15 protein-coding genes are annotated in these 13,718 nt (G+C 57.8%); 6 read left to right on the top strand and 9 right to left on the bottom strand.

Annotated features, from left to right (window positions below):
• Positions 1 to 279: 279 nt before the first annotated feature.
• The 7 genes from NKI32_RS02695 to NKI32_RS02725 form a co-directional block, all read right to left on the bottom strand.
• Complete coding sequence (locus NKI32_RS02695; RefSeq protein ID WP_353001735.1) at positions 280 to 678, bottom strand: ubiquitination-like system serine protease family protein; 399 nt, start codon at positions 676 to 678, stop codon at positions 280 to 282.
• Between the two features lies 1 nt (position 679).
• Complete coding sequence (locus NKI32_RS02700) at positions 680 to 2,101, bottom strand: ThiF family adenylyltransferase (RefSeq protein ID WP_353001736.1); 1,422 nt, start codon at positions 2,099 to 2,101, stop codon at positions 680 to 682.
• On the bottom strand, positions 2,098 to 2,478 hold the full coding sequence (locus NKI32_RS02705; protein ID WP_353001737.1) for an E2/UBC family protein: 381 nt from the start codon (positions 2,476 to 2,478) through the stop codon (positions 2,098 to 2,100). The genes NKI32_RS02700 and NKI32_RS02705 overlap by 4 nt, the downstream gene beginning before the upstream one ends.
• A gap of 3 nt (positions 2,479 to 2,481) precedes the next feature.
• Entirely contained in the window at positions 2,482 to 2,733 is a 252-nt protein-coding gene (locus tag NKI32_RS02710) for a multiubiquitin domain-containing protein (RefSeq protein WP_353001738.1), read from the bottom strand.
• A gap of 108 nt (positions 2,734 to 2,841) precedes the next feature.
• Positions 2,842 to 2,997: a DUF2188 domain-containing protein gene (locus NKI32_RS02715; protein ID WP_353001740.1), complete on the bottom strand. Its 156-nt coding sequence runs from the start codon at positions 2,995 to 2,997 to the stop codon at positions 2,842 to 2,844.
• A 100-nt stretch (positions 2,998 to 3,097) separates the two neighbouring features.
• Positions 3,098 to 3,826 carry an ImmA/IrrE family metallo-endopeptidase gene (locus NKI32_RS02720; RefSeq protein WP_353001741.1) on the bottom strand — a complete coding sequence of 243 codons (729 nt, stop codon included), beginning with the start codon at positions 3,824 to 3,826 and terminating at the stop codon, positions 3,098 to 3,100.
• Between the two features lie 5 nt (positions 3,827 to 3,831).
• Positions 3,832 to 4,182 carry a helix-turn-helix domain-containing protein gene (locus NKI32_RS02725; RefSeq protein ID WP_353001742.1) on the bottom strand — a complete coding sequence of 117 codons (351 nt, stop codon included), beginning with the start codon at positions 4,180 to 4,182 and terminating at the stop codon, positions 3,832 to 3,834.
• A gap of 740 nt (positions 4,183 to 4,922) precedes the next feature.
• Here NKI32_RS02725 and NKI32_RS02730 point away from each other — a divergent pair.
• The 6 genes from NKI32_RS02730 to NKI32_RS02755 all read left to right on the top strand — a co-directional run bounded on the left by NKI32_RS02730 (position 4,923) and on the right by NKI32_RS02755 (position 11,751).
• Positions 4,923 to 8,765 (top strand): GAF domain-containing protein, encoded by a 3,843-nt coding sequence (locus NKI32_RS02730; RefSeq protein ID WP_198020723.1) that lies wholly within the window; start codon positions 4,923 to 4,925, stop codon positions 8,763 to 8,765.
• A gap of 16 nt (positions 8,766 to 8,781) precedes the next feature.
• Entirely contained in the window at positions 8,782 to 9,177 is a 396-nt protein-coding gene (locus NKI32_RS02735; protein WP_023699256.1) for an Hpt domain-containing protein, read from the top strand.
• The gene (locus NKI32_RS02740) at positions 9,146 to 10,738 is read left to right on the top strand and encodes a response regulator (RefSeq protein WP_353001743.1); all 1,593 of its coding nucleotides are present in this window, start codon (positions 9,146 to 9,148) and stop codon (positions 10,736 to 10,738) included. Before NKI32_RS02735 ends, NKI32_RS02740 begins: the two co-directional genes overlap by 32 nt.
• 21 nt (positions 10,739 to 10,759) lie before the next feature.
• Positions 10,760 to 11,020, top strand: a complete 261-nt coding sequence (locus NKI32_RS02745) for a hypothetical protein (protein WP_023716260.1) — start codon at positions 10,760 to 10,762, stop codon at positions 11,018 to 11,020.
• A gap of 150 nt (positions 11,021 to 11,170) precedes the next feature.
• Complete coding sequence (locus tag NKI32_RS02750) at positions 11,171 to 11,497, top strand: Rossmann-fold NAD(P)-binding domain-containing protein (RefSeq protein ID WP_353001759.1); 327 nt, start codon at positions 11,171 to 11,173, stop codon at positions 11,495 to 11,497.
• Between the two features lie 20 nt (positions 11,498 to 11,517).
• Positions 11,518 to 11,751, top strand: coding sequence for an NAD(P)-dependent oxidoreductase (locus NKI32_RS02755; protein ID WP_353001744.1), 234 nt, complete (start codon positions 11,518 to 11,520; stop codon positions 11,749 to 11,751).
• Between the two features lie 1,116 nt (positions 11,752 to 12,867).
• Here the strand turns inward: NKI32_RS02755 and NKI32_RS02760 are convergent.
• A complete protein-coding gene (locus tag NKI32_RS02760; protein WP_023716265.1) occupies positions 12,868 to 13,278 on the bottom strand; it encodes a TadE/TadG family type IV pilus assembly protein in 411 nt (136 codons plus the stop codon).
• Positions 13,268 to 13,718, bottom strand: a 451-nt coding sequence (locus tag NKI32_RS02765) for a TadE/TadG family type IV pilus assembly protein (protein WP_353001746.1), incomplete at its 5' end; no start/stop codon positions are given. The genes NKI32_RS02760 and NKI32_RS02765, both read right to left, overlap by 11 nt.

The following is a 13,718-nucleotide window of genomic DNA, read 5'->3' on the forward strand; positions in this document are numbered from 1 at the left end:
AGTCAAGTGCCGAAAATAAGGAAACTGACCGCTCCGTGACGGGCCGACGTTCGTTAGTTTCCAATGAAGAGGCAAAGGCGGTGCGTGAAAAGCTAATTGCCGAGCTAAAAAAGTTCGGATGTTAAGCTAACGCTGGGCGCCTTTTGTTAATTCGGCATATCGCGACTCTCCAATTGGGGCTTTGTGCGCACCTTGTGGTAGGCAGCCGATGGGTGCGGAATCGGTGTGCCGGCCAATAGCGGGGCGGCCTTTTGCTAAATCTGTTTCCCTGGCGACCCATCAAGGCCGTGGTGGCATTTTGCTATCGGGATGCGCGGCTGATTTTCCAGTGTCCTCGCACCATTCGACAACCCCGCCGCGTATCCAGAAATGGGCGTGCGATCCCGCCGTCTGCAACACGGACGGATGAATAGTCGGCCGGCCGGCCCAATCACGCGTGAGTCGCCAGTGCGGTCGCCGACTGGTCATCAGGGAAAGCTGGATAACTTCTGTCGGATCGGCCGGACAAAGAAAATACGCCCATTTCATATGTCCCCCGCTCGTCACGATAAAAACGCGCCCAGGTTTCATCGCGCCGTCGTCGGGATGATCTCTCACGATCATGACCGTGAAATCGGGTCGTCGCGCGAGGCCGAGCGAGACGAGGAGCCAGAGCAGGATCGAGCGAAGCATGGCCATGTTAACCCGCCCGGCCGAGGAACGGATCTTCGTCGCCTCGTCCCCAAATTGCTGATGAAGAGCAAACCGGGCAGCCTTCGCGCGGGCGATGACCGGGATGCCGGTCTTCTCCGAGATGAAACTTACGCACGCGGTTGGCGGCCGATCCTTCTGCGCCCCGGAAGCCTTGCAGCCGGTGAATCGTCTCGTTCACGGCCATGCATGCAAGTTCCGTGGTGAACGTCACCACGGCAGGCGCGGGATTTCCTCCACCGTCGACATACGCCTCGATCTTGCGGCGTTCGTACTCCTCGGGATTTATCCGTCGAAGCGCTTCCGCGCTGGCAATTACCGGTCTGATCACATCGCGGCAGATCAAGCAGGTGTGGCCTGGATAGAGAACGCTGACGCGGCCGTCCAGCGCGTGAATTGTCGGCACGTCCTCATCGCCGACATCGATCGACAACCCCATGTCGATCACGGGGACAAGATAATAGTAAGCGAGTCGGTTGAGAAACAGCCTCCCATCGTGATCGTCGGTGGCGCCGAAAATGACGTCGCACGATCGAAGGGCGTCGCGGCATCCCGGATCACCGACCCAGGCTTCCATGGGAACCACCCGAACGCCAAGCGCCATTCGCGCGATTTCGCGCGCGACGACCTCGACCTTCGGTGTCATTGCGTCCGCGTCGCCTTGTGTCGAGCCGTGCAGCCTATTCAAGTTTGTGCGGTCAACGATATCGTTGTCGACCAGCACGATTTGACCGACGCCAAGACGTGCGAGCAGCATGGCGGTCGCGCTTCCTGTTCCGCCGCAGCCGATGACGCCTACTCGCATGGAACGCAAGTCGGCGTTCAGGGCGTTTCCGAATGCGAGCGCCTGGCGCTGGAAGGCGGTGGGGGTTTCGCCTTTTCCCCGGCCGGGATAATGAAATCCGATCCGATCGCCGATCACGCGTATCGATCTCATCGGGACGAAGGCACCCGGCGTGGGGGCCAACCACATACGACCCGCGAATTTGCTGTCGGCGGTCAACAACAAGCTGAAGAATCTCGATTGAGGTCCGTTCCGATTGACGGCGATCCGCATAAGGTCGGGCTCGTTCGCGTCGTCTTGCTCCGAGAACCAATCCATCCCCGTCGGATGATTGTGAATGATCCCGACCACGTATCCTTCCGCCTCAGCCTCTTTGAGAAGGCGAACGAAGGAGGCGGTCTGCCATGAGATGATCATGGGTGTTGATACAATGACATGCTCATCTTGAACGGGAACAATCCTGACGACAAGCATCCGTTCATGCGCCTCGCCATCCCAAGGATCGCGGCGGACCCGCGAAGGCCTGCACACCACGTAGGCGGCATGTTCGTGACCGTTGGGCCGGAGCAGGTGATCGTGCAATTCGCGCGAATGCGTTTCCGTCATGGTTAGGCTGAATGTCGTCATGCCGCCCTCGCCAGCGCGTCCTCGACACGCTTGAGCATCGTCCAGATACCGTCGATGCCGGGGCGCCACTCGCTGTTGTGCCGCGACCAGCGCTGCCAGTTCTGCCCCTGGAACATCACCGGCTGATCCGCGGCGTTCGGATATTTTCCGGCCGGGACGAGCCGGACCCACGGCATGAGATGGAACATGTCAGGGGCCACGTCAGGATAGGCTGGCGGCAGGATGATTAGAATGTCGGCGACCGGCGCGTCGAAACGCCCCGAGGGCAACGGAACGGATTTTAGTATGATGGCTTTCTGCCCGCCATCTTGCTCTTCCTCGAAGATGACGCTCTTCGATTCCAGATATTCGCGATCAGGCGTGGGCAGAAAACTCATGAGTCAGCCCTCCGTCGTCGTCTTCTTGCCGGTGAAGAATTTTTCCGTGCCCCTCTCGCGCAGATCGACCTTGCGATCGTCCGCCACGAGAACGTCCTCGGGCCCGGGGACGTCTTGCCATGCGTCGAACGTCGCCTGATCGACGCCGGCGAGCCGCTTGATATCGGCCCCGGTGATGAATGGCTGATGCCAATCATGCGGCCGGCGATCGACGATGATCTTGTGCGTCTCCTTCTCTTTTTCTTCCTCGGACATAACGTTGTTCCTTTCTCGATCTGGTTAGTTTGTTCTGTTCTTGGGGGCATAGGGATCGTTGCCGTGGCTGCCGCGCTCCCGAATGCGGTCGTCGCGGCCGTGCACGAACTACTCGCCTTTCTGGTTGCGTGCGATATCGCGGGCGCGGTCGATAGCCTCGCGCTGCGTTTCGTGAATCGACGAGGCGCGGTCCGATCCGGCCGGATTCATGGCCCAGCCGCGAGGGCGGGAGACAACATGCTGGTTTCGGTTCTTGGTCATCATGATCTCCGTTTCGCTAGCGACGCATATCCGCCGATCTGCTAAAAAGCGTAAAGGAGATGATAAGAGGAGTCAAGCGTGCGGTTCGTGCTTGCGCACCGAGTTAGCGAGTGGTGTCGAAGAGCGAAGGTCCCGCGCTGGCGGATCCAAGGATTCCAAGCTTTAGTAGCCGAATGCGGGCCGCTTCGCCCGATACCTGAAAGGCACCCTTCAAGGTTTCGATCAGGGCGCGGCCGTGCGCGTCATTCTGGCCGATGACGCCAAAAAGCCCGTGTGATTCGCAGTAGGCGCGGACGATCCCGCGGACGGGGCCGACGGGCATCAGCAGCGCGCCGCAAACATAGCCCGCCTGCCACTCCATCCAATCCGTCTGCGCCGCGTCAAGCATGCGGTCGCGGTAGCATATCTGTACGTTGGCATTAGGATTGCGTCGGAGCAGGTCCGGCCCGGGCGGTTCCGCTTCCCAAAGATAGGCATGGAACCGAACATGGCCGTATTCGTGAGCAAGTGTCGTCCGGAGCCGGTTCTCCCGATGGTCGTCCAGTTGCAATCGGTCAGAGATCAGCACCCGCGGCTTGCGACCCGGCTGAAAGATCGTGGCGCCCTCGACATTCGTGCCGTAGCCGGAGAGGTCGGCATAGGCATCGAGCGATTCCGTGTCGCGTTCTATCAAGACAGTAAGATCTTCCGTGGAAACCGGAAACTCGGCCTTGCCGTGGCGGTCTCTGAGAAAAGCCGCGATGATGGACTCGCACTCCCGATCCAGCTCTTCCGGCTTGAAGTGCGGCCTCTGCGAAAACCGTCCGGTTTTGTCCGCGACATATTTGACCATTGAGACTAACCGCCTTTTCCCCTTCCGGGTCCGCCGCGAAATGCGACCATGAGATCGGATACTTGCTTCTGGGAAAGTCCCTTCTCGCGAACGTCGCTGGGAAACCGCCCCGCGAGATAATATAACCAGTCCTGATTTATCCCGAGCGCATCGGCGAATTGCTGCACCATCCTATCCGAGGAGGGGCTGCGTCGATCATGTTCAATGTCATTCAGATATTGAGGCGAGATGGCATCGCCATCCTCACGTAAAACCCGTGACGCAAGATCCTTCAAGCTCCACCCCTTTGCCTTCCGGGCTTCGGCTATCGCTCCGCCAAAAGTCTTATCGTCTAACGCCATCCTGCTTCCTTTCATAACGCTAATACGCTGATTAGCGTAGCGTTATTCCTGAACCTGGTCAAGTTCATGGCTTGTCAGAAGCGCTTTTCGAAGGTTTCGAACAATTAGTCTCTGTCGAGATTGCTTCCTAGTTTCAAACCAAATGGGCGGTACCGCTGGTTGGCAATCTTAACTTGGAGGAGATGATTTCCTTAATTCAACGAGGCGTCAGATACGGCTGCAAACGGCGAATTGCCAACGTAAAAGGTCCATCGGTGGATCGATCCTATGGCCGTGCGTCGGACACTTTGGATGCGACGGATCGCGATAGGAGCCTCGGTGCAGAGCTAACAGCGTGACAGCCGACTTCGTCTTCCCTTGGATTCTGACATTCAGTCAAGATGTCGGTTTTGGGCCGCAAGCGGACTGACAGCTTCGGGCTTCGGATCCTCAATAGCGGAACTTTAATTCGGTGCGAACATCGTCGTGACGTGACCCGAAGCAGACTTTCGCAGGTGACATCGGGCATGACCGCCTCGCGCCTCATCTGGTTCAGCGGGCACCCATGGCCGCTCGCGAAAGCGGACATTTCTCATGACCGGGACTGGGTGATTTGTGGCAGAAGCGGACATCAGAGGCTAATGGCTGCGCAAAGACGCTGGCCGGGTACTGACAATCAACTGCGCGGCATGTAACAGTGCTTGCTAATGTATGATGAGCAGTTGGGGAAGGATGCCGCTCGCACTCTTGGCGGATTTTTGGGGGAGACAGCCGACATGCAGAGCTCAGTCGAAATCGACCTTGCTGGTCGACTCGAATCAGCGGACCGGTACATTGCCGAGCTGGAAGTCGCCAAAGCATCTGGGGCAACTCAACTCAGTCAACTTTCTGCCGACAACAAGCGTCTGCTCGACCTCACCGAGGACCGCGCAAAGGAACTCGCGATCCTCAACAGCGTCGGCGAAGCAATGGCCAAGACGTTGAACGTCAAGACTGTCACACGCATCGTCGGTGACAAGGTTCGGGAGATATTCGGGGAGGACATCACGGAAATACTGCTGCACGATGAGGTATCTGATCTCATCACCGTCCCGTATTCATTCTATCGTGAGTACCAGGACGTGGAGCCGTTCACTTTGGGCGCAGGACTTACCTCAAAGGTCATTCTCTCTGGAACACCGCTGGTTATTGATACGTTTGAGCAGTCCCTCAAGTTTGATGTGATCGCACTTACCGAAGCGGAGCGATCAGAATCGTACCTAGGCGTGCCGATCATCGCTGGAGGCAGAACTCTAGGAGTTGTCAGCGTGCAGAGTTACCAAAAGAACGCCTTTAGCGAAGATCACGTGCGTCTCTTGCAAGCTCTCTCGTCGAGCATGGGAGTTGCCATCTCGAATGCCCGCCTTTTCGACGAAACCCAGCGGCTGTTGAAAGTGTCCGAGGACCGCGCAAAAGAACTCGCGATCCTCAACAGTGTCGGCGAAGCAATGGCCAAGACGTTGAATGTCAAGACCGTCACGCGCATCGTCGGTGACAAGGTGCGCGAGATATTTGGAACAGACGTCACCGAAATCCTGCTGCGTGACGAGAAGTCTGATCTGATCACCGTACCCTATGCGTTTTACAGGGACTATCAGGACCCCGAGCCATTTGCGATGGGCGAAGGTCTGACGTCCAAGGTCATACTGTCAGGCAAGCCATTGGTTTTGGGCTCGACTGAGCAACACGTTGCTCTGGGCGCACTTATACCTACGGAAGATGACAGGACCGAATCCTACTTGGGCGTGCCGATCATCGCTGGTGACAGGATTTTGGGTGTCGTCAGCGTTCAGAGCTACGAGAAGAATGTCTTCAATGAAGATCATGTGCGTCTGTTGCAGGGGCTGTCATCCGGCATGGGCGTAGCCATCTCCAACGCACATCTGTTCGATGAGACGCAGCGCCTGCTGAAAGTGACAGAGGACCGCGCAAAAGAACTGGCGATTCTCAACAGCGTTGGCGAAGCGATGACGAAGTCGCTTAACCTGGACACTGTTATTCGCTTGGTAGGCGACAAGGTGCGGGAGGCTTTCGGCATCGAAGTCAGTGAAATTTTGTTACACGATAGCGAAACCGGCTTGATCCATGTCCCTTATGCATACTTTAGGACCTATAGAGCTATCGATCCATTCCCAATGGGCATGGGAGTAGCTTCGAAAATCATCACAACAGGTGAGCCCTTTGTTTTTGGCACTCTTGAGGAAGGAAAAGAGCTTGGCGCCTACTTTCCACACGAAGAGGATAGGACTGCCTCTTACATAGGCGTGCCGATCAAGTCTGGTGAGGGAACACTGGGTGTTCTCAGTGTGCAGAGCTATCAGAAGCATGCGTTCGACGAAAACGACGTGCGCCTGCTGCAGACGGTGGCCTCCAGCATGGGGGTCGCCATCGCCAACGCCCGTCTATTCAATGAAACTCAGCGTCTGCTCAAGGTGACTGAAGCCCGCGCTGCCGAACTTGCCGCCATTGGAACGGTTAGTCAGGCGCTCATAGCGGAATCGGAACTTGACAGCACGATCCAGTTGATCGGTAACCAGATGCAGGAGATCTTTGATGCCGATATTGTCTACGTCGCACTGCTTGATCCGGAAACCAACCTAATCCATTTCCCCTATCAGTTTGGCGAGGCCTTCAACACACTAACCCTTGGCGAGGGGCTGACAAGCAAGATCATAGAGACTGGCGAGCCGCTGCTGATCAATCAGGATGTAGCGGAACGTGGAGCTCAGATCGGGGCTACCCCCGTCGGCAAGGATGCATTGTCCTATCTCGGCGTTCCGATCAAGACCGCGCAAGGAACGCTTGGAGTTATCAGTGTTCAGAGCACTACGCGGGAGGGCATATTTACCGATGACTCGCTTCGCTTGCTTTCCACCATTGCCGCCAATGCCGGTGCGGCCCTCCATAACGCGCAGCTATTTACCGAGCTGAAACAGCTTTCCCTGGCGCTGCAGCAGGCAAAAGAGGCGGCCGAGGCGGCAAATGAGGCGAAGAGTTCTTTTCTGGCGACGATGAGCCACGAAATTCGCACACCAATGAATGGCGTGATCGGAATGAGCAACTTGTTGCTTGGTACAAAGCTTGACACTGAACAACGCGAGATTAGCGAGACGATCAGCAACAGCGGCGAAGCCCTGCTAACGATTATCAACGACATACTCGATTTCTCCAAGGTTGAGGCCGGCAAGCTGGAGCTTGATCCAAGTCCCTTCGAACTCCGGGAATGCCTTGAGAGCGCAATTGATCTGGTGGCCTCCAAGACCGCGGAGAAGGGACTCGACCTGGCATACCTGGTGGAGCCCGGTACTCCTGGCGGGATTGTGGCAGACAGCACCAGACTGCGACAAATTTTGCTTAATTTCCTCAACAACGCTGTGAAATTTACCGAGCGGGGTGAAATTGTCCTGTCGGTGATGAAAGTTCCGCCCGCAGTTGAGGGCGCGGGGACACCCCATGGCGGAAGCGAAGAGGGCTTCTCCACCCTGCAGTTTGCAGTACGCGATACCGGCATTGGTATACCCGAAGACAGATTGGATCGCTTGTTCAAGTCTTTCAGCCAGGTCGATGCCTCGACGACGCGGCGCTACGGGGGCACCGGGCTAGGGTTGGCGATTAGCAAACGCCTGGCAGAACTGATGGGCGGGGAGGTATGGGTCGAAAGTGTTGAAGGGTCGGGTACGACATTCTTCTTCACGATCCGCGCTGCCGTTGCGCCCGCTCCCAGGCAGGCGCAAATGTCGCTGGCAAAAGTTGAACTCGCAGGCAAGCGGCTGCTGATCGTTGACGACAACGCAACCAACCGGCGCATCCTGTCTCTGCAAGCCCAATCCTGGTCCATGATTCCACACACGACCGAGTCGCCTCTGGACGCATTGCGCAGGATTTCGAGCGGCGAAAATTATGACGCCATCGTGCTCGACATGAACATGCCAGAGATGGACGGGATTAAACTGGCCAAACGATTGCGTGGGCTTGGTGAAAGAGGTGACCTTCCACTGATATTGCTGAGTTCCTTGGTGCCTCTTGATGAGCGAAACAAGGCAGATATCGAGAGCATCAAATTTGCGGCGATGCTTCCTAAGCCGATCAAACCCTCGCCGCTCCTCAATGCTTTCATGTCCGTCTTTGCCGTGGCTCCAACGCGTTCAGCCAAGCCTGATCAACCCAAGGGACCATCCCTCGACAGCGAAATGGCGGCGAAATTGCCGCTTCGGATCCTGCTGGTTGATGACAACATCACCAATCGGAAGATTGGGTCCAAGGTGCTTGAACGGCTTGGCTACAAGGTAGACTTGGCGGTGGATGGAGAGACGGCGATTTCGTCATTTGCCAAGGGCCAACACGATGTCATCCTGATGGATATCGAGATGCCGGACATGGACGGGCTCGAAGCCACAAGGTTGATCCGCGCATCAGGCGCCGGGGACTCGCTGCAGCCTTTCATCGTGGCACTTACCGCCAATGCAATGGCCGGCGACCGCGAGCGCTACCTGGAAGCTGGGATGGATGATTACCTAAGCAAGCCGTTGCGCGTGGAGGAGTTGGTCGCCTCTCTTACACGCGCCCACCAACACAACTGACAACAAAGGTCCGGTCATGGATGTTGCGCAGGACGCTCTAGACAAGCTCCTTGATCTCATAGGTGGGGATCAAGACTCTCTTGCAGAACTCATTGAGAGTTTTCTGGAGGAATCCCCGTTGCTAGTCGAGCAGATGCGCCGGGCTGCGGAGTCCGGCGACCGTTCAGGTCTTGGCCGCGCTGCCCATACGCTGAAATCAAGCGCGCGGGACTTCGGCGCCAACCAACTTTCCGCGCTTTGCGCGGCAATGGAACAATCCTGCCGCGACAGTATGCCCGGCGCGGCCGCGACGGAAGTGGAACTCATCGCGGGCGCGTGTGACACGGCCAGCCGAGATCTAAGCTCTCGCCTTGCCGATTTGAAACGAGGGGGACAACCGAATGAGCATAGAATCGGAGACACAATCACCTGATGCTCGCGCACCAGAAGGTGCGCGCGTCCTCATAGTCGATGACTCAGGCACTGTGCGCCTGAAACTCAGCAAAGCCATCCAGTCGCTCGGCCATGAAACAACCGCTGTCGCAAGCGGCAAGCTGGCGCTTGAACAGGTTGCTCAGAATCCATTCGACCTCGTACTCCTTGATATCGTCATGCCCGAAATGGATGGCTTCGAAGTGCTCAAGGCGCTCAAGTCTTCGCGGGCCACTCGCGATCTGCCGGTGATCGTCATTTCGGCCCTCGATGAAGAAATGGGCAGCGTGATTAGCGCCATCGAGCTTGGCGCGGAAGACTTTCTGCCAAAGGACTTTGAACTAGCTCTACTCAAGGCTCGTGTTGAGACCTGCATCGAGAAAAAAAGACTCCGCGACGTTGAGACGGAATATCTGCGGCAGGTGGCCAAGCTGACCAGGGCGGCCGCCACATTGGAGACCGGGCGGTTCAATCCTTCGAAGCTTGGCATCCGCGACGTAGCAAGCCGTACAGATGGTCTCGGCAAGCTTGCCACAGTGTTCGCGACAATGGCCCAGAAGGTTTACGAGCGAGAGCGAAAGATGCGGCAAAATATTCGCACGTTTCGTGGCGCTCTACTGCTGCTGGCATGTGGCGGGTTATGGGGCGTCGTCGTTCCACTTTCCAAGATGGCTTCGCTTGTTGAGGCTCATCCGGTCGGATTGGCAATCCTCATCGACATTATCGGAGCCGTGTTCTGCATCGGGATTAGTTTGAAGCGACGGACAATGCCAAGAATCAAGGATCTCACGCGAGCCGATCGGACGTTCATCCTTCGTTTTGCGTTCATTAGCTCGGTGATCAACCAGGTTCTGGTGTACTGGGTGGCAAGCAAGCTTCCAGCTTCCATCGTCTCCATTGTCATCGTGCTCGAGGGATTTGCTGTCTTCTTGTTCGCCGCTCTGATGCGGACCGAAGCTCCGAATTTGAAGCGCTTTTTAGGGCTTGGATTGGGTCTCGTCGGCATCTCCATCATCCTCCTGTACGGAGAGCCCGGAGAAATAGCCACCAGTTGGGTGTGGTTTGTCATCGCTCTTGTAATCCCCGTCACTTACGCAGTCGAGGATATCTATCTCTCAGAGTCCAAGCCCGCCAAAATCGATAACGTCGCCCTGTTCGGCATGACCCTAGTTGTTTCGGTTTTGATGCTGATCCCACTTGCCGCTTTTTGTCAGGACTTCGTGCCATTTGGTCTATTGGCTGGTCGGCTTGGCGTCATCGTCTTGCTGATGGCTGCCGCCAGCAATTTGGCGATGCTGCTCTTCATTTTGCTAGTCTCCAGCACCGGTGCGGTCTTCGCCAGCCAGAACGCCTATGCGGGGACAGCCGCCGGCATAGGCTGGAGCATGCTGTTGCTCGGAGAGTCGATACCAGCGCTGACCTGGGCCTCTCTGGCTCTGGTCGTCGTCGGTCTCCTGATGGTGGAGCCAAAGCAGGAGGCTGAGGAAGAACCCCCGCCACTTGATGACTCGCCGGAGGATTTTGTGCCGCTCGTTGATCTGCTGCCGTCACCCACAGAATGAAAGATCGGACATCGAAGTGTGATGCCAGTTGATTCAAGCGGACAAGCGCCCGAAAAGCCTTCCGAAGCGGATGCAAGGCAGCCGTACAGCGGAAGCAATTCGAAGGTATTTGAGGAGGTCGCCACCATCATGAGCGCTCAAGGCTTGCCCAGCGTTCTCGCATTTGAACGCTACGACCCAACCGGCGCCTCGCTGGACTGGCTGCGCGAGCGTGGGGTCAACGTCATTTTCGGCAATGCGCTCTGGGAAAGCCGTTCAAGCGCTTTACCGAGGATGAGCTGATTGCCCGGCACATGGCTGTGTCGCCTTGATGGGGCAAGCGGCACCCGCATCACCAGGCGCGTGATGCAGGCGCTTCCGGAACTGCGGTACGTCTAAAAATACGGCATTGGTATCGACGGCATCGACCTCGACGCTGCCACCGAGCACGGCATTCTGGTTTCGAGTACGCCGAACGATTTTCGGATCTTCACGGTCAGCGAGCACGCGGTGGCCCTGATGCTGGCTGTTGCCAAACAACTTGGCACGTGGACGCCCGAATTCATGCGGCGTGGCGGGTGGCGCGGCCTGACCCATGGCGCGGCGCCACCGTCGGCATCCTCGGCCTCGGCCGCAGCGGCCGTGGCGTGGCGCAACGGCTTTCGGCTGGGAGACCCGCATCCTTGCCTACGATCCCTTCCTGAAGGAAGCGCCTCCGTCGAACTCGTCGACTTCTCCACCCTGGTGGAGCAATCCGACTTCCTGACCATCACATCCTGAACGCCGCCGCGTTCTCGAAGATGAAACCGTCAGCCATCGTCGTCAACACCGGGCGCGGATCGCTGATCGACTACACGGCCCTGCGAGCAGCGCTGGCCAATGGCCAAATCGCGGGTGCGGCTCTCGACGTGTTCGACCAGCAGCCGCCGAAGACCGACGATCCGCTGTTTTCGCTACCCAACGTCTTGTGCACGCCGCATGTCCTGGCGATGAACGATCGCGTCGAGGATCGCTTACCAAGCGGCGTTTACTAAGTTCCGCTGGTGCAGCCCTACGCGATCACACCATAACCACGTGATGACAAATCAGCCATGTGTGTGGCGCGGCGGGCCTGTTCCGCTTGTGGCCGGCGCCTACCCACCCGGGTTCCCCAACCATGGCGTCGGCCATTTTCGTTCTCTCAGCAATTATGGGCCTTTGCTATCGGCCTATGTGTTGGCCTTGGATGGCGAGATCGCGGTTAGATCGCCTCGTTCGTTTGGATGTTTCGCTGGCGTTGGCAGGAGGCGCATATGTTCGCCAGCCGGCGGATACCACACCGCCCCACCGGTCAGGCCCAGCGCGCCCGCTGCAAAGTCCCCGCAGACGGCTGCTGGGCCGCTGGCGGGCAGCGGCTACTTGCTGACGATCCAATCCACCAGCCAGTTTCGATCAGCTCGCACCCAGTCAAATCGCGCACCAGGGCCTTGGCTAAATCGCGCCATTGACACTCAGGCGTACCCGTTTCCCCTACTAGGGCTCGGAATGCAGAGCGGAGAACGTCGGCTTGAAACGCGGAGGCGGCAACAGTAGACGGGCCGCCATCTTCCCAGCCTAGCGCCACGTCGTGACGACGTTGACCAAGGCGCTTCAGAAGCTCGCGTGAGGCTCGGATGGCCCTGCGCGATTGATCCATGTCCCGGCGAAATGTGGCGGGTTCCGCCATGGACTTCTGGCGCATCAGCAAGGTGGCCGTAGTGGCCGCTCGAGCGATATCTATGGGCGTTGCAACCATCGCAGCCTCCCAGAAAAGGCAATGGCAAACGACACATTAATAAGCTCGCCGAAACTCTCTCCGCAATGAAAAGAGTTGTACGAATTTACGAACCCGCACCCTTCAGTGATGCCGGACCGCTAGATATTCTCTATTGTTCTGTCATCGCAATGAAGGAGGACATCTTCGAGCACCCGTAGCACACCTGTTGCATGGAAAAAGCTGTAGGCGTCTATAGGTGCCCGGGGAATCCGCCGTTTGTCTGCGTTGTGGAGCGGGACAAAGCAGGTTTCCTCACTCAGGCCGCCTACCGTGAAGCGGGGCACAAGCCCGAATTCGACGCATTGCCTTGGGAAGCTGAATACAGGGCCGCCAACTCAACCAAGCCGGCCGTATCCTAGCTGGCAACCAGGGGCACCGTGACGGTCGTGGCGTAATTTATCGGATACTGGTCGAAATACGGGAAAGCGATGACGAAGGCATAGCTGGCGGTCAGATGCGCCATCTTGAAGCCGCCGCTGGCAGGGTCGATCGCGATCGTCACAATGACGTTCTGCAGACCCAGATTCACCAATTTCTGCGTGGCGATGGCCTGGATGTCGCTCTGCGAAAGCGTGTTGTTCAGCTGCAGCGCCCGAGAAGAGGTTTCCAGCGTATAGCGGACGGTCGACACGGCATTCATGGCCCAGCCGAAGGCGAAGATTCCGAACAAAAGCATCACCAGGAAAGGCGCGATCAAGGCGAATTCCAGCCCGGCTGCGCCGGAGCAGTCACGGCGCCACCTGGATCCGATCCTTTCAGCGGACACGGATCACCTGCTGATGACTGATCGCGCGCGGGTCCGGGAAGACACCGAAGTTAAACGGGGGCACCCAGGTGCCCGTCGCCGTTATCTGGACGAAGACGGTCGGCAGCTTCGTTCCGCCGCAAATGGTGGTCGCATCCACGACCGTGGCGCCGCACAAATAGGAGCGGACCAGTACGACCGCGGCGTCCTCGGGCTTGTCGTTCCAGCTCGAAAGCGCGACCGCCTGCGTTCCGGTGTCATTGGACGCGCCGGCCATTACGAGATTGGCCGCGGTTTTAACGCCCGCGCGCATCTGCAAGTAACTCGTTACGTAGGACCAGCCGTCGGCGATGCCGAGGCAGACGAGGCACAGGATGGGCAGCAACATGGAAAACTCGACGGCAGCTATCCCGGATTTGTCCAGGACAATGCGCAAGGTCCGCCCACCCATCCCGCTACTC

The sequence above is a fragment of the Mesorhizobium sp. M0761 genome, from assembly GCF_040320205.1.
Classification (GTDB): Bacteria; Pseudomonadota; Alphaproteobacteria; order Rhizobiales; family Rhizobiaceae; genus Mesorhizobium.

Coding starts and splice junctions, on each gene's coding strand:
- NKI32_RS02730 (WP_198020723.1), top strand. CDS start 4,923: ATGCAGAGCTCAGTCGAAATCGACCTTGCTGGTCGACTCGAATCAGCG.
- NKI32_RS02735 (WP_023699256.1), top strand. CDS start 8,782: ATGGATGTTGCGCAGGACGCTCTAGACAAGCTCCTTGATCTCATAGGT.
- NKI32_RS02695 (WP_353001735.1), bottom strand. CDS start 678: ATGGCCATGCTTCGCTCGATCCTGCTCTGGCTCCTCGTCTCGCTCGGC.
- NKI32_RS02720 (WP_353001741.1), bottom strand. CDS start 3,826: ATGGTCAAATATGTCGCGGACAAAACCGGACGGTTTTCGCAGAGGCCG.
- NKI32_RS02725 (WP_353001742.1), bottom strand. CDS start 4,182: ATGAAAGGAAGCAGGATGGCGTTAGACGATAAGACTTTTGGCGGAGCG.
- NKI32_RS02715 (WP_353001740.1), bottom strand. CDS start 2,997: ATGATGACCAAGAACCGAAACCAGCATGTTGTCTCCCGCCCTCGCGGC.
- NKI32_RS02755 (WP_353001744.1), top strand. CDS start 11,518: ATGAAACCGTCAGCCATCGTCGTCAACACCGGGCGCGGATCGCTGATC.
- NKI32_RS02700 (WP_353001736.1), bottom strand. CDS start 2,101: ATGACGACATTCAGCCTAACCATGACGGAAACGCATTCGCGCGAATTG.
- NKI32_RS02710 (WP_353001738.1), bottom strand. CDS start 2,733: ATGTCCGAGGAAGAAAAAGAGAAGGAGACGCACAAGATCATCGTCGAT.
- NKI32_RS02740 (WP_353001743.1), top strand. CDS start 9,146: ATGAGCATAGAATCGGAGACACAATCACCTGATGCTCGCGCACCAGAA.
- NKI32_RS02705 (WP_353001737.1), bottom strand. CDS start 2,478: ATGAGTTTTCTGCCCACGCCTGATCGCGAATATCTGGAATCGAAGAGC.
- NKI32_RS02745 (WP_023716260.1), top strand. CDS start 10,760: ATGCCAGTTGATTCAAGCGGACAAGCGCCCGAAAAGCCTTCCGAAGCG.